This is a genomic window from Lysobacter hankyongensis (assembly GCF_039543145.1).
In the GTDB taxonomy this organism is placed as follows: domain Bacteria; phylum Pseudomonadota; class Gammaproteobacteria; order Xanthomonadales; family Xanthomonadaceae; genus Lysobacter_I; species Lysobacter_I hankyongensis.
The window spans coordinates 269,921-289,990 of sequence record NZ_BAABJE010000010.1 but is presented as its reverse complement, the minus strand read 5'-3'; the positions used below and the strand labels follow the sequence as shown (position 1 = coordinate 289,990).

The window sequence follows — 20,070 nt, the reverse complement described above, 5'->3', positions numbered from 1 at the left end:
CGCGTCCGATCGAGGACACGTGCGGCGAGGGTTAGAGAAGCGCCGCCGAGGGGCGACGCTGCGCATGCTAGGAACTGGGGGATTCGAGGCTTGGGGAACTGGCGGCATACCGCCAGTTCGATTCAACCGCTACAGCCGACGCGGCCTCGGACGGTCGCTGTTGGCAGGCAGCAGAACGGCGGTCAGCCGAGCGGCTTCCAGCGCGGCCACGTGGGCGCGCGCTGCGGCGAGTGCGTCCTGCACGATGGCGGCGTAGGCATCCGCCACCGCTTGGCGGATCGGTAGGGATTGCCAAGGCAGTTGGAAAGCTTCGGGGAAGGTGAGGAAGAGCGCTTGCAGCTTCACCTCTCGGCCCCCGAGGCTGCGCAGCAGGCCGTTCAAGTCGTCCGGGTCCGCCACGCCGGTGATCTTGAAATTGCCGCGCTTGTCGCGGCTGTAGAGAAACGGCGCGCGCACGGTGAGGACGGAGCGGTCGCGGGCCACGAACGCGTTTTCGGTGCCCCCGACGCGCGCATCGGGGTGGATGCGCTCGCCGATCGGCTCGACGGCGCCCTGCGCTACGAGCGCGTCGTGCCAGTCGAACAACCGCACGAGCGAAGCGCGCTGCACGGTGTTCGGCTTGCGCACGGGCTTCTCCCCGCCGCCGACGGACTTGGATGAAACTTTGCTCGCGGGCCTGCTGAAAAGCGGCGGAGGGCCGAAGGGATGCTTGACCACCAGGCGGCGCAGCCGATCGGGTTCAAGCGCCAAGAGGCCGGCGGCCTCGTTGAGCGTGACCGTGTAGCCCGTGTCGTTTCGCTGGCGCCGGGCCGCGACCTGCTTCTCAGCCGCTTGCCGCAGCGTCTCCCACGGCACGCCCTGTGTGGGTGAGAAGTGGCCGAGGATTTTCTTGGCGGCGCGCGCCGCGGCTTCCTGCTTGGTAGCAGCCATGTGCAATCCATTGCCCGGATGGTGCCCATACGGTGTCAAAACAGCGCCAAGCTGTCGAGCGGGCGGGCATATCCCTAAGTCTGCAAGGACTCGGGGGCGATCATGGGGCGCTCGGCGGCCCAAGCATCGCTTCTAGGAGCCGTTGGCCCGACAGATCGGCTTGCTGCTGGAGGTTGTGGTCGCGGCGCTCGCGCACGTAGTGCGCGAGCGCGCCGGTCACTTCTGCATCCGGCAGGTCTTGCGCGCCGGCGGCGATGACCAGTTCGGCCAGCCGGCGCTTTCGGCGCTCGCTGTCGCGGCGCGCCTGTTGGCGATCGCGCAAGGCCTTGCGCTGCGCCGCGATGAGATCTTGCGCCTGGAGTTGCGCCAGCCGCGTGGTCGCGCGGGCGATTTTGCTGTGCAGGTGATCGGTTTGCTGCATGCGGGGGGCATCCTTCGAAGGTGGGGTGCTCCGATTGAAGCGTTGATTCTTCCCGCGTCAAGACGGTTCGCAGCAACTGAAACGACGAAAAACTCAAAGTCGGAAAAGCAAGAAAACGCAAAGCGAACAACGTGGAGCAAGAGCGCACTTATGCATCCTCCTGCGTCGGACGCGTGCGTCGGGGGCGTCGCCCCCGAACCCCAAACGCACAGCGCAACAGCAGAAGAAAAAAGCCTTCAAAAGCCTCTTGCCAACGCCGCGTGCGATGCCATAAACGAATCCTCGCCCACTTCGCAAGGATTCAATGGCCATCTATCACGCACACGTCAAAACCATCAGCCGCAGCAAAGGCCAGTCGGCGATCGCAGCGGCCGCCTACCGCGCCGGTATGCTGCTCACCGACCCGGCCACCGGGCGCCACCACAACTACCGTTTCCGCAACGGTGTCGTCGAAACCCGGTGCATCGCGCCGCACGACGCCCCCAATTGGGCGTTCGAGCCGGGCGCGCTGTGGGCCGCGGCGGAGGCGGCGGAGAAACGCAAGGACGCGACCCTCGCCAGGGAATTCGAAGTCGCCCTGCCACACGAGCTCAGCGACGACCAGCGCGTGGGCGTCGCCATGGCGCTGGCGGACGAGCTGGTGACCCGCTACCGCTTCGCGATGCAAGTAAGCATCCACCGGCCCGCGGCAGAGGGCTCGCTCAACCACCACGTGCACATGCTGGCCACCACAAGGCGCATCGGTCCGTTGGGCCTCGACGGCAAGACCCGTGAACTCGACGGCGGCCCCACGGGCCGGGCGGAAGTCGAGTGGACGCGGCAGATGGTCGCCAGGGTGATCAACCAGCACCTGGAGCGGGCCGCCGTCAGCGCGCGCGTCGACCACCGCAGCCTGGAGGATCAGCGCGCCGACGCGGAATCGCGGGGAGACCTCGCGGCAGCACTCGGCTTGACCCGCGAGCCGACGATTCACCTCGGCAAGCACGCCACCGCGTTGGAGCGAAAGGGCGAGGCGACGGCGCTGGGCGCGTTCAATGCTGCGATCGGCCAAGCGCCGCCCCACGCCGCCGATGCGCTGTCCCATCCCGGCGAGATTCGCATCACCCCCAAGGCCAAACCGCGCGGCAATACACCCCGCTTGGCCACCGTTGAGGGGCGCCGAGGGGCGGCGCGGGAGGCTTACACGGAAGCAAGGCAGCTGTGGGCGACCGGCATGGTGGGGCCCAGTCACGCGCTGTTCGTTTACACCCCCCGCATCTTGAGCTACTACGCCGCGCGCTTGAAGGCGCACATCGACACGCAGACGTTCGCGGTCCACCTCCGCCAACTGGTGCGATACATGAAAGCAGTCGTCCACGAGACCGGCCGCTTGTTGCGGGAGCAGGCGGCCGAAAAGCGCGCGAAGGCGGAATGGGAGGCTGCACGTGAAGAGCTCCAAGCGTTCGACGCCGAACACCCGAAGCCCATGCCGTGGCAGCGCCGCGAGTGGCAACAGCGGCGCGACAGGCGATTGGCGGCCGTGAGCGAGCGCCGCAGCGCGTGGCGGAAAGCGCGGGAAGCGATCAGCGAAGACGCTCAGCAACGCTACGCTCAGCAGTTGCAGGAGCGCGCCCAGAGCCTGGAAAACTGGAGTGCCGACATGCTGAAAAAATTCCCAGTCGATGCCGACAGTTGGACTCCCGACATGCCGCGCTTTTCGAAGAAAGAAGAGCCCCCGGCCCCGCTTGAACAGGATGACCAGCAAGGCGGCTCCAAATCAGACACCCGACCTTATCGTCCGAAGTTCTGACCCAAGAAGACGCCCCGCTTTCGCGGGGCGTCTGGGTTGAGGGGCACGGTCTCCCCCTTGGATGCCGTGCAGGGGCGGGTCAGTTCAACCGCTTCTTCTTGGCCCGTTTGGCGCGGAGAGCGGTCAGAGCGCCCTGATCGCGGTCGACGACCACTTGGCGGTTGGGTGGGATCGGCTCGTCCGGCGCGTTGGCGAGTTCCGCCTTCATTCGCTTGTAGCGCCGAACCAGATCATCGGCCATTTTCATGTGGAACTCCATGTCGCCGTCCAACTCGGCGGCGCTGCGCCGGCCATCCTTGGAACGAAGTCTGGCCAGAAGTTCGGAAGACGAAGGCAATTGCAACTTTTTTGGATCCATCAATGTGCGCTCTCCTCGAGCAGTGGGGGAGCACCCATCAAAGCGACGTTTACGTTTTTCGCAAGATGGCCTATCGTCATCTCGCAAACCTGAACGGATCCGTGCGAGGGGGAGTCACTGGACCCGTGTGGGTCTGACTAAAGCCCATGGCCTGCGCCTTGATGCATACTGGCCAGGCTGAGGTTTAGCAAGGAAGCGTCGCCATGAGGAAATGGAAAGTGCCCAAACCGGCCCGGAATGATTTCGACGGTTGCTGCGCCGCATCGCGCACCGAACCCCGCGTAAGCGCAGGGCGCTGGAGTCGTCTCGCCGCCGTGGTCATCGCCGGCGCCGTGCTGGCCGCGGCAGCCGCCTGCGCGAATCCGCCCACGGGCAAACGTCCGCGCGCGGAGGCAACCCCCCGGCCTCAACCGCCCAGCCCATCGCCGACGACCGTTGCGGAGCGGGATTTCCCGACCGCGGCCATCGTCCTCGACGATCGCGGCGCGCCGAAGAAGGTCTGGCTGGTGTCCTCGCCGTCGCAGGGCACCGCGCAGGCCCTGGAGTTTTTCTCGGGCGAGCGCGTGGCCGACGTGCGCGTCGAACCGTCCGGGTCTTCCGCGCCCGGGAAAGGCTGGACCTACAGCTTCACGGACCGAAGCGGACGCCGATACGCGGCCGTCCGCGCGCTGCCGTCCCAGGTGGACACCGACCAGCCCTCGGCCTACGCCGGCTGGGACGGCAAGGACGGAACCGGCCACGACGTGGTGCTGGGGGCGACGCTATTCGAGCGCAAGACCGCAACGGGCCCTGACGGGGTCGCGAAGGCGGTCACCCGCGCGGTCGATCCGCGGCCGTTTTTCGGCGGGCAGCCCGCGTGCGAGGACGCGGCTTACGTCGCGCGCACGCAGGCGTCGAGTTCGCAGGACAGCGAGCCCGGCTTCGTGCCCCGCGCGAAGATCCTCGCGGACTACGACGCCGCGAAGCGCTGCTGGAACACGCAGCCGATCCACGCGGTGAACCTTGAGGACAACACCTTCCTCCTCGCCACGAGGACCCGCGTCTTCCGGCTCAGCAGCAAGGATCTGACCCCGGTGGGCGCCGCGGCCCAGCTCCGGACGGTCGACATCAAGGAATAGGAAAACGGCACGCCAAGGAGGCATCCCCGTGAACGCGCAGCTGCAACCCGCAACGCTCAACGACAACGAACTCAGGGCCACGATCTACTTCGCCGTCGGCGTGGCGTCCGAAGGCAGCAACCGCGGGCGCAACGTCGCCTACGAGCTCGCCTTCGCCGGCTACATCCACCGGGAAGGCGACTCGGCCCGGGGGCAGCCCCGCGAGGCGGGCGTCTACCGGGAAGGGCAGTTGGAGCCCATCTACAACAGCGGCTACTCCATCGGCACGCTGCAGACGGACTTCGGCCAGCAGCGCAACGACGCCAACCGGAACGCCGACCAGTTGCTCAACGCCTACCAGGAGTGGGCGCGCCAGCCCGGGCAGCGGCCCAACCTGGCGCTGACCCAGGCCGAATACGACCAGGCCAGCGACGCGCTGCGGCGCCAGGGCAACGAGATCCGGGGCGACCGCCAGACGGTCACCGACAACGGCTACGACGTGCCGGCGGGCATCAAGACGCGGCTCAACCAGTTCCTGCAATCGGACGCGGGCATCACCTTCGTCCACAACCAGGACGTGCGGCAGGTCAACCACCTGCTCCGGGACGGCGGCGCCGTCCGCGAGCTCGCGGACACCGCCCTGTATCGCAACGCCACGGCCGACGACCAGATCCGCATGGCCACGGTCATCTCCAAGCTGGAGAACCAGGACGGGCGCCGGAACTGGCCCGGCATCATCAACCGCATCGAGAACGGCACCATTGCCTCGGTGGACGACCTCAACGCGGCCGTCCCGCGGCACCTTCAGGGCGACCGCGACAACGCCTTGCGGGGCGCGGAGCTGGTGATCGCCCTGCGCGGGGCCGAAGCGGACAACCCGCTCCGGGGCGCGTGGCGGGACGTGATGGCGAACCCGTTGGTCAACCCGACCCAGCTCGATCAGGACCGGGCTCGCCCGAACCTCGAGGCCGAGTATTCGACCGTCAAGAACCTGTTCCTCGCGCCGGCGCAGGGCAGGGCGTTCGTCGAGGCGCTGGACGCCGGCGGCACCCGCGCGCAGGACGTCCGCTTCCAGGGCGCCCCGGCGGGCCACACCGCGGGCCTGTATGTCTCCGGCCACGACTTCGTTCAGTGGAACCGCGACGGCCATGGGCACGCCAACATCGGGGGGCGCTGGCAAGAGGTCGAGCGCGACCAGGTGACCCGGCTGGACCGGGGCAACGGCGTGGTGGACTTGAACGTGACGCGCAACGGGGTTGCGGTGCCGCTGCTGCACGTCGACCCGCGCGCGCCCGGGGTGCGGCCGGAACAGCCCCAGGAACCGCCGAGGCAGCCGGCGGCGCCGCGCGCGCCGGGCCCGGGACGTCGCGCCGATGCTTCGGATGCAGACGGTCCGGAGCCGGGGCAGCCGGGGGCGCAACCGCGGCAGGCCGCCCTGATGCTCGACCACCCCTCGCACGAGAACTTCAGCATGTTCGCCGCCGCCCTACGGGCAGTGAACGACCGGGACACTCAGATGGGCCGGCAGCCCGATGAAGTCAGCCGACAGCTCGCCGGCGGGCTCGTCGAGAAGGCGCGCGAGCGCGGGCTGGAAACCATCGGCGCGGCTCAATTCACACCGGACGGCACGAAGGTGGGCATGACCGACACCACCGATCTGTCGGCGCCGTGGGCGAAGACCGCGGTTGGGGAGGTGGGGCAACTGGCGGGCCAAACGCTGGCGAAAAGCAGCGAGAACGTCGCGGCCATCAACCAGCAACAATCGTTGGAGCAAAGCCTGAAGCAGCCGACGCAGACGCAAACGATGCAGGGGCCGGATGATCCGGCGCCGAAGGGGCCGAGGTTGGTATGAACGATGTTAGTGGCCGTTGATGCAGACACAATGTATCCGCTACCTTGCAGCTTCCCTGGGAACCATCTCGGGGACCATTTTCTGCACCCGCTGCGGCAGGCAAGTGATTGATTGGAATGGTTTCTCTCGCTGAGGAATCGATTCCCATCACCCGCTCCAGATTCCGCAACGGCGACCCGCAAGGTCGCCGTTGTCGTTTCGGAGACACGGGGCCGCTCGTTGCATCCTCCGTGCGGCGGGTGCCAAAGTCATCTCCAGAGCCCGCAGGGGGTTCACAAGGAATTGACGAAGTGAACGAAACAACGTCCCACACATTGCAGGCGAACGGCCTGCCGCAGCCACCCATCCCGCAGCGGTTGCGTGAATTGCTCAAAGACTATCCGGGGCATCTCGCGCGGATACAGGAGGTGCTTAACCGTGTTGCCGTAGACCGCGCTAAATCAGTGCCGCTATTCGAGCAGGCAATTTGGGCTTTGGAAGGGCGAACTGATGCTTTCGTCAGAGAAGCGCAGGCCGAATTGGCGGAAGCGAATAAAAATGGCGTTGCGGAGGCGATTGCTCTGGCCGAAGCGAAAACGAGCCTGATGCGGCGAGCGGCGAGTCCGAACGGCGGATTAAAGGGGTTGCACGAGCTTTGGGACTTCTTTCAGTTGCATAAGGAAGTGCTGAAATGAGTGATTCCAAGTAGCAACTCAACAAGGAGCAGTTGCAGCGACTGTTAAACGACATGGTTTAGAACTCGCAGGGGTTTGATAAGGAGTTGACGAAGTGAACGAAACAACGTCTCACAGATTGCTGGCGAATGGCCTGCCGCAGCCGCCTATCCCGCAGCGGCTGAGAGAATTGCTTAAAGACTACCCGGGGCATCTCGTGCGGATACAAGAAGATCTTAATGATTTGCTTTTAAACCACGCCAAGTCGATACCGCTATTTGAGCAAGCGATTTGGGCTTTGGAGGGGCAGACCAGTGCCTTCATCAGAGAAGCGCAAGCCGAATTGGAGGCTGCGCAAGAGGTCGGCGACGCGGATGAAATCGCACGGGCTGAGGTGAAAGAAGAGCTAATGTTCAGTGCCCGGAGTGTGAATGATGGGCTTAAAGGTCTTCACGAATTATGGAGTTACTTTGAGGAAAATAAGGATTCTTTCAAATGAGCGACGCTGAAAACGCTCTTGGTAAAGAGGAGTTAGAGCGGCTGCTTCGTGAGAAGGTGATTCCAAAGTCACGACTTGATGAGCTTGCGTCGCACGATAAGCCAAAAGCGATCGTGCTGGCCGGGCAGCCTGGTGCCGGGAAAAATAGTCTTGCTCGTGCAGCCGAGCGCGAGTTCGGTGACGACATTCTCGTGATTGATCCAGATGAGCAGAGAGAAAGAATTCCTGGTGTTCGTCGACTCCAAGAGGCCGATCCCTTCGGCTGGCCCCAGGAAACCAACAAGGATGCCTTTCGGCTTGCAAATGGCTTGCGCGACACGGGCGTGGACAAGCGCGTCAATCTCGTCATCGATGGCTCAATGAGTGATGCGGGCAACAGCATTCGCACGATCGAGGCGCTGCAAAAAAATGGCTATGAAGTTGAGGTTCGTGCGATTTCAACGCACTGGCTCGAAAGCGAGCTTGGTATTGACCGTCGATTCACAAGAGATCTCGACAAGGTTGGTGTGGCGCGCGACGTCGACATGGGCTTCCACAATCGGGTCTATAACGATCTGCCCGGAAATCTTGAAAAAGTTGCTGAAAGAACGGGCGTTCAAGTGCGCATCTATGATCGCGAACTGAACGAGATCTATAACAACCGTCGCGATGTGGGGTCGCCAAGCGAAGTGCTGCGCGAGACGCGCACGGGGCGCATGGAAGATCCCGAAGTGCGTCAGCGGTTGTCGGAAGACTGGAAGCGGCAACAAGCGTGGCATGAAACCATGCCCGAGGCAGTCCGCGCACGCCAGGACATCTCGCTTACGACGGCAGAGACGTTGATCGCCGGAAGTGCCGAGCGAGGGAAGCTGGAACGCGCAACGGTGCGGGCGGAAAGCATCGCCGCCATTGAGGCGCCTGTCCAGGCCGCTGAACCTTCACTGCCGCGCCTTGGTCGTGCCGGAACCACCGCCGGACTGGCAGGCGTGGGGCTTGCAGCTGCCGCTTACGATGCGAGGGAAACCGGCGAGCGCCTGAGCACGGCCTACGCACAGGACAATCCATCCGCTGTGCGTTCGGAGGCGACACATTTCCTTGCGCGCAGTGGCGGTGGTGCGGCAGCGGGTCTGACCGTTTATGCCGCAGGCGCAAGCGGCGGGCCCGCGGTGGCGCTCGCGGTTGCCGATGGCGTGCTGCTCACGGAAGCCGCCGAGCGCGGCGCAAGGTTTTTCGATGTTCGCAAGATCACGCATCAGACCGGTAGCGATGGTGCGGACTACGTGTTCAACGGCAAGCAGTGGATTCGCGACGATCTGCGCGCCGACTTCCGCGACGATGGCGTGGATCGGCCACGGCAACAAGACTTCGCCGCGACACCCGAGTGCATGCGAGAGCTGAATGCCAAAGCCAGTGCCGAAGCCGTCAGCCAAGCCATTGGCAAGACGGACCCGCGCGATCCGTTCGTGCAGCCATCGAACGAGAGCGATCCCCCACACCTAAAAGTGCGCGATTGGACGCGCGATGCCGACACAGGCCGTTGGTCGCGCACGGTGGCGGACGAGTTCGACCGCAACGATGCGCCGGTGTGGAAAGCCGAGCCGGAATACGCCTCTCCCGCCCGCGCTGCGGAACTCGACCGGCAAGCCCTGGGCGTGATTGATCGCAACATTGTCGAAGGTCCTGCGGTGCTCGCTGCGCAGTATCAGATCGGTGCCAAGCGCAACGGGTTCGGCGATTTTGGGTCGGAGCCGGAGGCGGTGGCGATGGCGTTGAACCCGAACACGCTGGAAGCATCCAACGGCAAGCAATATGTGCGCGATGCGCAGGGGCAGTGGTCGCACGACGGTGTGCCTGCAACGGGCAACCGTGTATTGGAGTTGGAGGCGACGCGCGAGCGTCTCATCCCGGCCCTGGCGCAACACGAACAGCAGCTGGCTGCCACCAAGGCTTACGAGCCTCCAACCCCGGAACAGCGTGATCGAGCGATGCTGCGCGCAGCCTACACAAACGAAGGATGGAACCCCTCGCCGGAGCAATTCGAAGCGAGCTATCTCGCGGTCAAGCGCACCCGGCAGATGTCGGATTTGACGGCCGAGAACTCCGGGCTCGTATTGGAAAAAGACGCAAATGGGCAGACCTCGTTGAATAGCTCGATCCTGCATACCCGGATGGGGCCGAACAATGAGGTCCAAGTTGCGGCAAAGACCTATCCCGATGAGATCGAAGTCGCCCTGAGCGATGTGCGGGCAGGTAGTCTCGCGAACGATAAGCCAGACAGGGCCGCCACAGTCCAGGCGACAGAAAAGGCAACCACGGAGCAACGCGATGCGCACGAGCAGGCGCAGAGGGAGGCGAACCGTGCGGGCCTGTCGCAGGACGACACGCAAGCAACGGTGCGCAGCGCGGTGTCGGCGCAGACCACGCCCGGCGCTCGCAGCGGCAAGACCGACGACGTCGAGCCTGCGGCCAAGGAAGAGGCGAAGCCTGAACGGGCCGGCGCGCTGCTGCTCGACAACCACGCTCATCAGAACCACGCCATGTTCGCGGCGCTGCTGCGCACCGTGAACGAGCGCGACAAGGAACTCGGCCGCGAGCCGGACGATGTCAGCCGGCAGTTGGCGGGCGGCCTGGTCGAGAAGGCCCGCGAGCGCGGCCTGGAGGCGATCGGCGCGGCGAAGTTCACGCCGGATGGCACCAAGGTCGGAATGACCGATACGGCCGATTTGTCAGCGCCGTGGGCGAAGACCGCCGTCGGCGATGTCGGGCTGTTGGCGGGTCAGAAGCTTGAGCAAAGCAGCCAGAATGTCGCGGTCATCAATCAGCAGCAAGCGCTGCAGCAGAGTCTCCAGCCGCCGACGCAAACACAAGGGATTGACGGACCGGATGGACCTGCACCGAAGAGTCCACGCCTGGCCTGAGCGCAATCACCGTGTCATGGGTTGATTGCGAAGAAATGCATCGGGTATCGATTCCATCCTCATCGACAGCCCACATTCCACGATAATCCTTACGAGGAGCGACCACGCAAGGCGTCGTCATTTCGTATTTTTGATCTACTTGACCCGCCGCTTCTCCAACTTCCGCGCGAGGGTGCGGCGGTGCAGGCCCAGGCGGCGGGCGGCTTCGGAGATGTTGAAGCCGCTTTCGGCGAGGGTTTCGTGGATGTGTTCCCACTCGAGGGTCTTGATCGAGGTCTTGCGGTCGGTCAGTTCGACGTCGGTATTGCCGACCGCGCGCTGGAAGGCGGCTTCGATGTCGTCGGTGTTCGACGGTTTGGCGAGGTAGTGGCGGGCGCCGAGTTTGATCGCTTCGACCGCGGTCGCGATGCTGGCGTAGCCGGTCAGCACCACGATGACGATGTCGGGATCCCAGGCGTGCAGCGCCTGCACGCAGGACAGGCCCGAGGCGTTGCCGGCGAGTTTGAGGTCGACCACGGCGTGGGTCGGCGCGAAGTCGTCGAGCAGCGCCGCCAATCCGTCTTCGCCGCTGAGGTGGCGCACGGTGTAGCCGCGGCGTTCGAACGAGCGCACCAGCGTGCGCGCGAACGCGGCGTCGTCCTCGACGATCAGGAGCCTGCGTTGATCTTTCGTGCGTTCGTCGTTCGTGCGTTCATCGGTCATCGTCGTGCGCCTCGAGCGCGATGGCGGACAGCGGCAGCGTCATGGTGACGATCGCGCCGCCCTGGCGCCGGTTGCGGGCGGTCAGCGTGCCGCCCAGCGTACGCGCAACGTTGACCGACAGGAACAGGCCGAGTCCGCCGCCGGGGCGGTCCTTGGTCGAGTTGTAGGGCGTGCCGAGGCGTTCGAGCACGTCGGTGACGAAGCCCGGCCCGTCGTCGGCGATCTCGATGACGAGCTGGCCGTCGCGGCAATCGGCGTCGAGCGAGACCCAGCCGGGCGAGACTTCCAGCGCGTTGTCGAGCACGTTGAACACCATCTGCCGCAGTCCGACGTCGGAGACGATGCGCGGGTTCTCGGCGCAACTCCGGCGATAGCGGAAATCGGCGAGGCCGCGCAGCGTCTGCCATTCCTCGGCCATCTCGTCGAGCAGGGCATGCAGGGTCGTTTCGACCGGTGCTTCGCCGCGCGTCTTGCCCGCGGCCAGCAGGATGTTGGTGACGATCGATTTGCAGCGCGCCACCTGCGCCTGCATTTCCACGACATCGTGCGACAGTTCGGGATCGGATTCGAAGGTCGGCAGGTGCCGCCAGTCGCCGAGGATCACCGACAGCGTCGCCAGCGGCGTGCCCAGTTCGTGCGCGGCGCCGGAGGCGAGCAGGCCCATGCGCACGATGTGTTCCTCTTCCGCGGCGCGCTGGCGCAGTTCGGCCAGGCGGGCGTCGCGTTCGCGCAGGATGCCGCCGATGCGGCTGATGAACACCACCAGCAGCGCGGCCAGCAGCAGGAAGCAGATCAAGAGTCCCTGCACGTAGTGGTCGCCGAGGCCGCCGCCGGGGTGCACGGCGATCTCGATCGGCGAGGGCAGCATGATCAGCGCGGCGACGCACAGGCCGGTCGCGCCGGCGAGGATCCACGGCGCCGGCGAACGCAGCAGCACCGTGCCCAGCGCGACCTGCAGGAGGTACAGGAACACGAACGGGTTGGTGATGCCGCCGCTGAAGTGCAGCTGCAGCGTCAGCGAGGCCACGTCGACCAGCAGCCCGGCCAGGATCGCGGCGTTCGACACATGCCCGCGCTGTTTCCACCAGACCTGGCTGGCGAGGTTGAACAGCGCGAGCAGCAGCAGCACGCCGAGCATCCAGCGCAGCGGCAGCGCGATGCCGATGCCGTAGTGGACCACCAGGATCGTGAGCACCTGGCCCATCACCGCGATCCAGCGCAACTGGATCAACTGCTGCATGTTGCGCAGCCCGGTGCGGTCGCGGGGGGCGGCTTCGCCCCGGCGCCGCCGTGCCCGCTCGATGGGCGTGCGGTCGGTGGGCGTGTCAGCAGCGGGGGATCGGGCCGGCATGATCGAGGTCCTGTCGTCCACCATGATTTCGTTCGACATGGTGTCGTCGGCGACGATCTTGCCGGAAACCGCTCGACAATACGAACAGCCGCGCGCCGGCGACCGCGGTGAGCAGGGCCATGCCGAACCAGGTCAGCGCGTAGGACAGGTGGGAATCGCGGAACGTCACCACCGTCAGGCCGCCGCGCGGCCAGCCTGCGACGCCGGGCGCCTGAACGGCATCGACGAAGAACGGTGCGACCGCATCGCCGGACAGTCCGCGCGCCCGTGCGATCGCGGCCACGTCGCGCGAATACCAGCGGTCCTGCGCGGGCGCGTTGCGACGCAGGAAACCGCCTGCGGGTTCGCTGATCCTGAGCAGGCCTTCGATCCGGACCGCGCCCGCCGGCGGCGGTGCGGCGGCTTCGCCGGTGGGCACGAAGCCGCGGTTCACCAGCACGATGTCGCCGGCATCGGTGCACAGCGGCGCGAGCACCCAGCTGCCTGCGCCGAGCGCGGTGACCGCCTGGGTGCGCGTCTCCGTCACCGGCAGGAATCGCCCGTTCAGTGCCACGCGGCGGTATTCGTCGCTCGCCGCGGTGATCGCTGTCCACGCGTCGCGAGCAGGCGGCGCGACGGGCGCGGCGTCGACGCGCGCCTCCACGCGCGCGATCAGCGCGTGTTTCCAGTGCATGCGCTGCACCTGCCAGACGCCGAGCGATACGAATCCGGCGAACGCCATCGCGAGCGCCACGCCGAACGCGACGGTACGTGCGCGGGCGCTCATGGCGTGTTTCGCGGAGTCTTGGGCATCTCCTGCATCTCGTGCTGCCCCGGCATCATGTTGGTGTTCAGGTGATGCATCACCCACAGCGAACCGCTCAGCACGATGATCACCAGCACCGCCGTGAACACCAGCGCCAGCAGGTTCCAGCCGCCCTCCGACTTCGTGTTCATGTGCAGGAAGTAGACCATGTGCACGACGATCTGCACCGCGGCAAACAGCAGGATCACCACCGCCGCCAGCGTCGAATTCGAGATCGTTTCCGTCATCACCAGCGCGAACGGAATCGCGGTCAGGACCACCGACAGCACGAAGCCGTTGAGATACTCGCGCGCGGAGACGTGCGGGATGCCGTCGTCGAAATGCATGCCGTCGGCATGAACGTCGTCGTGAGCGTGCGCATTGTGCGGATCAGGCGCGTCGTGCGGCGTCGTTGCATGCGTCATGGCAGCACACCCATCAGGTAAACGAAGGAAAACACGCCGATCCACACCACGTCGAGGAAGTGCCAGAACATCGACAGGCAGGCGACGCGGCGGACGGTGGTGCGGGTCAGACCGTGGCGATGGATCTGCACGCACAGCACCACCAGCCAGATCACGCCGAACAGCACGTGCAGGCCATGGGTGCCGACCAGCGCGAAGAAGGACGACAGGAACGCGCTGCGCTGCGGCCCCGCGCCGAGGTGGATGAGATGGTGGAATTCGTACAGTTCGATCGCCAGGAAGCCGAGGCCGAGGGTGCCGGTCGCGACCAGCCAGCCGATCGTGGCGCGCGGTCGACGCTGCTGCATCGCGATCATCGCGAAGCCGTAGGTGATCGACGACACCAGCAGGATCGCGGTGTTCGCCGCGATCAGCCGGAGATCGAACAGATCCGCGCCGGACGGCCCCGCGGCGTAATTGCGCCCGAGCACGCCATACGCGGCGAACAGGCAGGCGAAGATCATCAGATCGCTGAGCAGGTACAGCCAGAAGCCCAGCAGCGTGCCGTTTTCAGGATGGTGGCGACCTTCGAGATCCAGGAACGGATTCGAAACCGTCGGCCCGTCGGTGCGGGCGAGGGCGATGGACTCAGACATGGAGGGACCTCAGCTGTTCGCTGCGCGCATGCTCGGTCGCGGCGATCTCGTCGGCGGGGATGTGGTAATCGCGATCGCCGTCGAAGCTGTGATGGATCGCGTAAGCCACGATCGCCAGCAGCGATACCACCGCCAGCCACCACACGTGCCAGATCATCGCGAAGCCCAGTGCGGTGCTGAACGCCGACAGCATCACGCCGGCCGCCGTGTTCTTCGGCATGTGCACGGGCAGGAAGCCGCCGGTCGGGCGTTCGAACCCGCGCTGCTTCATGTCCCACCAGGCATCGTTGTCGTGCACCACCGGCGTGAACGCGAAGTTGTAGTCCGGCGGCGGCGAGGAGGTCGACCATTCCAGGGTGCGCCCGTTCCACGGGTCGCCGGTGACATCGCGCAACTGCGCGCGCTTGCGGAAGCTCACATAGATGCAGATCAGGAACGCGGCGATGCCGATGGCGACGAGGACCGCGCCGAACGCGGCGATCTGGAACCAGATCTGCAGCGAGGGATCCTCGAAGTGGCTCATGCGGCGGGTGACGCCCATCAGGCCGAGCACGTACAGCGGCGTGAACGCGAACCAGTAGCCGGCGAGCCAGAACCAGAACGAGACCTTGCCCCAGAAGTCGTCCAGCCGGAAACCGAAGGCCTTCGGGAACCAGTGGGTCATCGCCGCGAACGCGCCGAAGACCACGCCGCCGATGATCACGTTGTGGAAGTGCGCGACCAGGAACAGGCTGTTGTGCAGCACGAAGTCCGCGGGCGGCACCGCCAGCAGCACGCCGGTCATGCCGCCGACGACGAAGGTCACCATGAAGCCCATGGTCCACAGCATCGGCACTTCGAAGCGGATGCGACCGCGGTACATCGTGAACAGCCAGTTGAAGATCTTCGCCCCGGTCGGGATCGAGATGATCATCGTGGTGATGCCGAAGAACGAGTTCACGCTGGCGCCGGAGCCCATGGTGAAGAAATGGTGCAGCCACACCAGATACGACAGCACGGTGATGCAGACCGTCGCGTAGACCATCGACGAATAGCCGAACAGGCGCTTGCCGGAATAGGTGGAGACGATCTCCGAGTACACGCCGAACATCGGCAGGATCAGGATGTAGACCTCCGGATGGCCCCAGATCCATACCAGGTTGACGTACATCATGGCGTTGCCGCCGAGGTCGCTGGTGAAGAAGTTGGTGCCGGCGTAGCGATCCAGCGTCAGCAGCGCCAGCACCGCGGTCAGCACCGGGAACGACACGACGATCAGCACATTGGTGCACAGTGCGGTCCAGGTGAACACCGGCATCTTCATCAGGCCCATGCCGGGCGCGCGCATCTTGACGATGGTCACCAGCAGGTTCACGCCCGACAGCAATGTGCCGACGCCGGCGATCTGCAGCGACCAGATGTAGTAGTCGACGCCCACCCATGGACTGAAGGCGACGCCCGACAGCGGCGGATACGCCAACCAGCCGGTCGCCGCGAATTCGCCGAAGAACAGCGACAGCATCACCAGCCCGGCGCCGCTGGCGGTCATCCAGAAACTGAAGTTGTTGAGGAAGGGAAAGGCCACGTCGCGCGCGCCGATCTGCAGCGGCACCAGATAGTTCATCAGGCCGGTGACCAGCGGCATCGCCACGAAGAAGATCATGATCACGCCGTGCGCGGTGAAGATCTGGTCGTAATGGTGCGGCGGCAGATAGCCGAGATTGTCGCCGAAGGCCATCGCCTGCTGCAGGCGCATCATGATCGCGTCGGCGAAGCCGCGCAGCAGCATCACCAGGCCCAGCACCATGTACATGATGCCGATCTTCTTGTGATCGATGCTGGTGAACCACTCTTTCCAGAGATAGCCCCACAGCCGGTATTTCGTGATCGCGGCGCACAGGGCGATGCCGGCGATCATGGTGCCGACGAAGGTGGCGAGGACGATCTTGTCGTGCAGCATGGGAATCGCTTCCCATGTCATGCGCCCGAAGATCGGCGAATGCGGGACAGTGGCGCTTTCGAGGGACATCGTGGGGACTTCCGGTAGCGATTTCGAAGCAGCGTGCTCAAGGCCGCGTGCGGTGTCTCAGGGCGATTGCATGCCGCCGAGCGCGGAGGACAGAACGGATGGCCCGGCGGTCGGCACCGTGCAGACCTGCGCGGACACATAGGGCCCGAGGCGGGGATCGCCGCGGCGCGGCATCTCCAGCGCGTTCAGGCCGTCGAGGCCCAGGCCGCCCTCGGCGTCGAGCGCCATCATCTGGTTCATGCACAGGCGTTCGGTGTCGACGCAGCGATTGAGGATCGCCTCGTACAGGCCTGCGTCGACGCGCGCGAAGTGCCGCACCGGATCGCGCTTGCTCGGCTTTTCGAGATCGAGATACGCGGCGCGGGTCAACGCACCATCGCTGCCGCGGACGCGCTCGACCCAGCGTTCGAAATCGGCGTCGGCCAGGCCGTGGAACTTGAACCGCATGTGCGAGAAACCCGCGCCGCTGTAGTTCGCCGAGAATCCTTCGTACTCGCCGGGCGCGTTGATCACCGCGTTGAGCTTCGACTCCATGCCGGGCATGCCGTAGATCATCCCGGCGAGCGCGGGCACGTAGAACGTGTTCATCACCGACGAGGCGGTGATCCGGAATCGCACCGGCCGATCGACCGGCACCGCGACTTCGTTCACCGAGGCGATGCCCTGTTCCGGATAGACGAACAACCACTTCCAGTCCAGCGCGACCACCTGGATTTCCAGCGGTTTCGCGTCGGCGGGCACCGGCCGGCCGTCGGCGATGCGGTCGAGCGGGCGATACGGATCCAGCAGGTGCGTGCTGATCCAGGTCACCGCGCCCAGCGCGATGATGATCAGCAGCGGCACGCCCCAGATCACCAGCTCCAGCTGGGTCGAGTGGTCCCAGTCGGGCGTGTAGGTCGCGCTCTGGTTGGAAGCGCGATAGCGCCACGCGAACCAGAAGGTCAGCCCGATCACCGGCACGATCACGATCAGCATCAACAGCGTCGCGACGACGATCAGGTCGCCCTGGCGCGCGGCGATGTCGCCGGCGGGATCGAGCACCAGCAGATCGCAGCCGGACAGCAGGCCGGCGGCCGCCAGCAGCACGGCGATCTGGAGGAGTCTGCGAAGAAGGGACATGGCGGACCGGGAGAGAGGCGAAATTGACGTGGATCAATGTAGTGGCGGCGTGTCACTGCGAGAATTGGACGTTTTGTCCTATCGTTTCCGGCGCGCGTCTCTGCCACGCTGTGTTCGCAGCGTTCCCTCCCCGGATTTCCGATGCGTCCCGCCCCGCTTCCCTCCGCTCCGCTCTCGCCCCTGCCGGGCTCCACCGCGTCCTCGCGCGATCACGGCACGCGGGCGCATCCCGATGTCGCCCCGGGCGAGATCGCCGTCGGCGTCGTCGTCGGCCGTGCGTCCGAGTATTTCGACTTCTTCGTCTATGGCATCGCGTCGGCGCTGGTGTTTCCGGCGGTGTTCTTTCCGTTTCTGGATCGTCTGCAGGGGACGCTGTGGTCGTTCGCGATCTTCGCCTTGGCCTTTGTGGTGCGGCCGCTCGGCACGGTGCTGTTCATGTCGATGCAGGCGCGCTGGGGCCGCGGGGTCAAACTCACCGTCGCCCTGTTCCTGCTCGGCACCGCCACCGCCGGCATGGCGTTTCTGCCCGCCTACGCCACGCTGGGCGGATGGTCGATCGCGCTGCTGGCGTTCTTCCGGGTGCTGCAGGGCATCGCGCTGGGCGGGTCGTGGGACGGATTGCCTTCGCTGCTCGCGCTGAACACGCCCAAGGAACGCCGCGGCTGGTACGCGATGCTGGGGCAGCTGGGCGCGCCGGTCGGATTCATCGTGGCCGCGGGCGTCTTCGCGTTCCTGCACGCGAGCCTGACGCAGGCGGACTTCATCGCCTGGGGTTGGCGTTATCCGTTCTTCGTCGCCTTCGCGATCAACGTGGTCGCGCTGTTCGCGCGGCTGCGGCTGGTGGTCGCGGAGGAATACCAGGGCAGGATGGGCGAACTGGAACTGGAGCCGACGCCGATCGGCGAGTTGTTCCGCGCCAAGGGCCAGCACGTGGTGATCGGTGCGTTCGCGGCGCTGGCCAGCTATGCGCTGTTCCACATCGTCACGATCTTCCCGCTGTCGTGGATCCTGCTGTTTTCGGATCAGTCGATCGTCGACTTCCTGCTGGTCCAGATCGTCGGCGCCTGCATCGCCGCCGGCGGCATCGTCGCTTCGGGCTTCATCGCCGATCGCATCGGCCGCGCACGCACGCTCGGCGGGCTGGCGATCGGCATCGCGATGTTCAGCGGCTTCGCGCCGACCCTGATGGGCGCGGGGCAGATCGGCCAGGACGCCTTCATCCTCATCGGTTTCGCGCTGCTGGGCCTGTCGTACGGCCAAGCCGCGGGCGCGGTGACCGCGAATTTCGGCCGGCGCTATCGCTACACCGGCGCCGCGCTCACCGCCGATCTCGCGTGGCTGATCGGCGCCGCCTTCGCGCCGCTGGTGGCGCTGGGACTGTGCGCGAACTTCGGGCTGGCGTGGCTCGGCGCGTATCTCTTGTCCGGCGCCGTCGGCACGCTGGTGGCGCTGGGCATCAATCGCGCGCGAAGTTTCAAGAGCTGATCCTCAAGGCCGATCGTTTTCGTCGCGCGGCGCGCATGCCGCCGACGCGCGGGAACTGTCATCATCCGCATGGCAGGCTGCCGATTCCCGGTCGCCCCGGGTCGTCGCGCATGAAACTCGCCATCCTCTCCCGCAACAGCAAGCTCTATTCGACCCGCCGGCTGGTCGAAGCCGCGCGCGAGCGCGGACACAGCGCGCGCGTGCTCGATCCGCTGCGCTGCTACATGCGCATCGCCAGCGACGGCTTCGACATGCACTACAAAGGCCGGCCGATCTCCGGCTATCAGGCGGTGCTGCCGCGGATCGGCGCATCGATCACCCGCTACGGCTGCGCGGTGCTGCGCCAGTTCGAGCTGATGGGCAGCGTCACCCCGAACAGCGCTGAGGCCATCGCCCGCGCGCGCGACAAACTGCGCACGCATCAGCTGCTGGCGGCGCAGGGCATCGACATGCCGGTCACGGTGTTCGGCGACAACCCCGACGACACCGTCGATCTGCTGTCGATGCTCGGCCCGCCGCCGCACGTCATCAAGCTCAACGAAAGCTCGCAGGGCGCCGGCGTAATCCTCACCGAGAAACCGTCGGCCTCGCGCAGCGTGGTCGAAGCCCTGCGCGGGCTGTACGCGAACTTCCTGGTCCAGGAGTTCATCGCCGAGGCGGAGGGTGCGGACCTGCGCTGCTTCGTGGTCGGCGACGAGGTCGTCGCGGCGATGCGGCGACAGGCGCCGAAGGGCGACTTCCGCTCCAACCTGCATCGCGGCGGCAGCGCCGAGGCCGTCGAAGCCAGCGACGACGAACGCAAGGTGGCGGTGCGCGCGGCCCGGGTCCTGGGGCTGGGCGTCGCCGGGGTCGACCTCATCCGCGCCCGGCGCGGGCCGCTGGTGCTGGAGGTCAATTCCTCGCCCGGGCTGGAGGGCATCGAGGCGGCCACGGGCGTGAATGTGGCCGGAAAAATCATCGAAAATCTGGAAAAGGCAGACAAAAAAGCGAAACGCCGTCGATCGTGATCGCCTGGTTGAGCGCCTAACAGCGACTGTCATCTGCCTTTAACGGCCCTTTAATCGC

Annotated in this window: 18 protein-coding genes; 8 read left to right on the top strand and 10 right to left on the bottom strand. The window is 65.7% G+C overall.

Features of this window, described 5'->3' with window-relative positions; translation table 11 throughout:
* Positions 1-129: 129 nt before the first annotated feature.
* Both ABD974_RS10995 and traD read right to left on the bottom strand, forming a co-directional pair.
* On the bottom strand, positions 130-930 hold the full coding sequence (locus tag ABD974_RS10995) for a hypothetical protein (protein WP_345303360.1): 801 nt from the start codon (positions 928-930) through the stop codon (positions 130-132).
* Between the two features lie 100 nt (positions 931-1,030).
* Positions 1,031-1,351, bottom strand: coding sequence for a conjugal transfer protein TraD (gene traD / locus ABD974_RS10990; RefSeq protein WP_345303359.1), 321 nt, complete (start codon positions 1,349-1,351; stop codon positions 1,031-1,033).
* Between the two features lie 304 nt (positions 1,352-1,655).
* Here traD and ABD974_RS10985 point away from each other — a divergent pair, with 304 nt between their 5' ends.
* Entirely contained in the window at positions 1,656-3,140 is a 1,485-nt protein-coding gene (locus ABD974_RS10985; RefSeq protein ID WP_345303358.1) for a MobA/MobL family protein, read from the top strand.
* A gap of 79 nt (positions 3,141-3,219) precedes the next feature.
* On the opposite strand, the gene ABD974_RS10980 is transcribed toward ABD974_RS10985, so the two are convergent.
* On the bottom strand, positions 3,220-3,498 hold the full coding sequence (locus ABD974_RS10980) for a hypothetical protein (protein WP_345303357.1): 279 nt from the start codon (positions 3,496-3,498) through the stop codon (positions 3,220-3,222).
* 218 nt (positions 3,499-3,716) lie between these two features.
* Here ABD974_RS10980 and ABD974_RS10975 point away from each other — a divergent pair, with 218 nt between their 5' ends.
* The 5 genes from ABD974_RS10975 to ABD974_RS10955 all read left to right on the top strand — a co-directional run bounded on the left by ABD974_RS10975 (position 3,717) and on the right by ABD974_RS10955 (position 10,496).
* Positions 3,717-4,616 (top strand): hypothetical protein, encoded by a 900-nt coding sequence (locus tag ABD974_RS10975; RefSeq protein WP_345303356.1) that lies wholly within the window; start codon positions 3,717-3,719, stop codon positions 4,614-4,616.
* 28 nt (positions 4,617-4,644) lie between these two features.
* Entirely contained in the window at positions 4,645-6,447 is a 1,803-nt protein-coding gene (locus ABD974_RS10970) for an XVIPCD domain-containing protein (protein ID WP_345303355.1), read from the top strand.
* 290 nt (positions 6,448-6,737) lie between these two features.
* Positions 6,738-7,121 carry a hypothetical protein gene (locus ABD974_RS10965; protein WP_345303354.1) on the top strand — a complete coding sequence of 128 codons (384 nt, stop codon included), beginning with the start codon at positions 6,738-6,740 and terminating at the stop codon, positions 7,119-7,121.
* A gap of 94 nt (positions 7,122-7,215) precedes the next feature.
* Positions 7,216-7,599, top strand: coding sequence for a hypothetical protein (locus ABD974_RS10960; protein ID WP_345303353.1), 384 nt, complete (start codon positions 7,216-7,218; stop codon positions 7,597-7,599).
* On the top strand, positions 7,596-10,496 hold the full coding sequence (locus ABD974_RS10955) for a zeta toxin family protein (RefSeq protein WP_345303352.1): 2,901 nt from the start codon (positions 7,596-7,598) through the stop codon (positions 10,494-10,496). The genes ABD974_RS10960 and ABD974_RS10955 overlap by 4 nt, the downstream gene beginning before the upstream one ends.
* A 135-nt stretch (positions 10,497-10,631) precedes the next feature.
* On the opposite strand, the gene ABD974_RS10950 is transcribed toward ABD974_RS10955, so the two are convergent.
* The 7 genes from ABD974_RS10950 to cyoA all read right to left on the bottom strand — a co-directional run bounded on the left by ABD974_RS10950 (position 10,632) and on the right by cyoA (position 17,520).
* Positions 10,632-11,198, bottom strand: a complete 567-nt coding sequence (locus tag ABD974_RS10950; protein ID WP_345303351.1) for a response regulator transcription factor — start codon at positions 11,196-11,198, stop codon at positions 10,632-10,634.
* A complete protein-coding gene (locus ABD974_RS10945) occupies positions 11,188-12,549 on the bottom strand; it encodes an ATP-binding protein (protein ID WP_345303350.1) in 1,362 nt (453 codons plus the stop codon). The genes ABD974_RS10950 and ABD974_RS10945 overlap by 11 nt, the downstream gene beginning before the upstream one ends.
* Entirely contained in the window at positions 12,524-13,315 is a 792-nt protein-coding gene (locus tag ABD974_RS10940; RefSeq protein ID WP_345303349.1) for an SURF1 family protein, read from the bottom strand. The genes ABD974_RS10945 and ABD974_RS10940 overlap by 26 nt, the downstream gene beginning before the upstream one ends.
* Positions 13,312-13,758 carry a cytochrome o ubiquinol oxidase subunit IV gene (gene cyoD / locus ABD974_RS10935; RefSeq protein ID WP_345303348.1) on the bottom strand — a complete coding sequence of 149 codons (447 nt, stop codon included), beginning with the start codon at positions 13,756-13,758 and terminating at the stop codon, positions 13,312-13,314. Before cyoD ends, ABD974_RS10940 begins: the two co-directional genes overlap by 4 nt.
* Positions 13,755-14,393 (bottom strand): cytochrome o ubiquinol oxidase subunit III, encoded by a 639-nt coding sequence (cyoC, locus tag ABD974_RS10930; RefSeq protein ID WP_345303347.1) that lies wholly within the window; start codon positions 14,391-14,393, stop codon positions 13,755-13,757. The genes cyoD and cyoC overlap by 4 nt, the downstream gene beginning before the upstream one ends.
* Complete coding sequence (cyoB, locus tag ABD974_RS10925) at positions 14,386-16,365, bottom strand: cytochrome o ubiquinol oxidase subunit I (protein WP_345303506.1); 1,980 nt, start codon at positions 16,363-16,365, stop codon at positions 14,386-14,388. The genes cyoC and cyoB overlap by 8 nt, the downstream gene beginning before the upstream one ends.
* 93 nt (positions 16,366-16,458) lie before the next feature.
* Positions 16,459-17,520 (bottom strand): ubiquinol oxidase subunit II, encoded by a 1,062-nt coding sequence (cyoA, locus tag ABD974_RS10920; protein ID WP_345303346.1) that lies wholly within the window; start codon positions 17,518-17,520, stop codon positions 16,459-16,461.
* Between the two features lie 141 nt (positions 17,521-17,661).
* On the opposite strand from cyoA, the gene ABD974_RS10915 reads away from it, so the two are divergent.
* Positions 17,662-19,005: an MFS transporter gene (locus tag ABD974_RS10915; protein ID WP_345303345.1), complete on the top strand. Its 1,344-nt coding sequence runs from the start codon at positions 17,662-17,664 to the stop codon at positions 19,003-19,005.
* 110 nt (positions 19,006-19,115) lie between these two features.
* The gene (rimK, locus tag ABD974_RS10910; RefSeq protein ID WP_345303344.1) at positions 19,116-20,012 is read left to right on the top strand and encodes a 30S ribosomal protein S6--L-glutamate ligase; all 897 of its coding nucleotides are present in this window, start codon (positions 19,116-19,118) and stop codon (positions 20,010-20,012) included.
* Positions 20,013-20,070 lie beyond the last annotated feature (58 nt).

Coding starts and splice junctions, on each gene's coding strand:
- ABD974_RS10995 (WP_345303360.1), bottom strand. CDS start 930: ATGGCTGCTACCAAGCAGGAAGCCGCGGCGCGCGCCGCCAAGAAAATC.
- traD (WP_345303359.1), bottom strand. CDS start 1,351: ATGCAGCAAACCGATCACCTGCACAGCAAAATCGCCCGCGCGACCACG.
- ABD974_RS10985 (WP_345303358.1), top strand. CDS start 1,656: ATGGCCATCTATCACGCACACGTCAAAACCATCAGCCGCAGCAAAGGC.
- ABD974_RS10980 (WP_345303357.1), bottom strand. CDS start 3,498: ATGGATCCAAAAAAGTTGCAATTGCCTTCGTCTTCCGAACTTCTGGCC.
- ABD974_RS10955 (WP_345303352.1), top strand. CDS start 7,596: ATGAGCGACGCTGAAAACGCTCTTGGTAAAGAGGAGTTAGAGCGGCTG.
- ABD974_RS10950 (WP_345303351.1), bottom strand. CDS start 11,198: ATGACCGATGAACGCACGAACGACGAACGCACGAAAGATCAACGCAGG.
- ABD974_RS10945 (WP_345303350.1), bottom strand. CDS start 12,549: ATGCCGGCCCGATCCCCCGCTGCTGACACGCCCACCGACCGCACGCCC.
- ABD974_RS10940 (WP_345303349.1), bottom strand. CDS start 13,315: ATGAGCGCCCGCGCACGTACCGTCGCGTTCGGCGTGGCGCTCGCGATG.
- cyoD (WP_345303348.1), bottom strand. CDS start 13,758: ATGACGCATGCAACGACGCCGCACGACGCGCCTGATCCGCACAATGCG.
- cyoC (WP_345303347.1), bottom strand. CDS start 14,393: ATGTCTGAGTCCATCGCCCTCGCCCGCACCGACGGGCCGACGGTTTCG.
- cyoA (WP_345303346.1), bottom strand. CDS start 17,520: ATGTCCCTTCTTCGCAGACTCCTCCAGATCGCCGTGCTGCTGGCGGCC.
- ABD974_RS10915 (WP_345303345.1), top strand. CDS start 17,662: ATGCGTCCCGCCCCGCTTCCCTCCGCTCCGCTCTCGCCCCTGCCGGGC.
- rimK (WP_345303344.1), top strand. CDS start 19,116: ATGAAACTCGCCATCCTCTCCCGCAACAGCAAGCTCTATTCGACCCGC.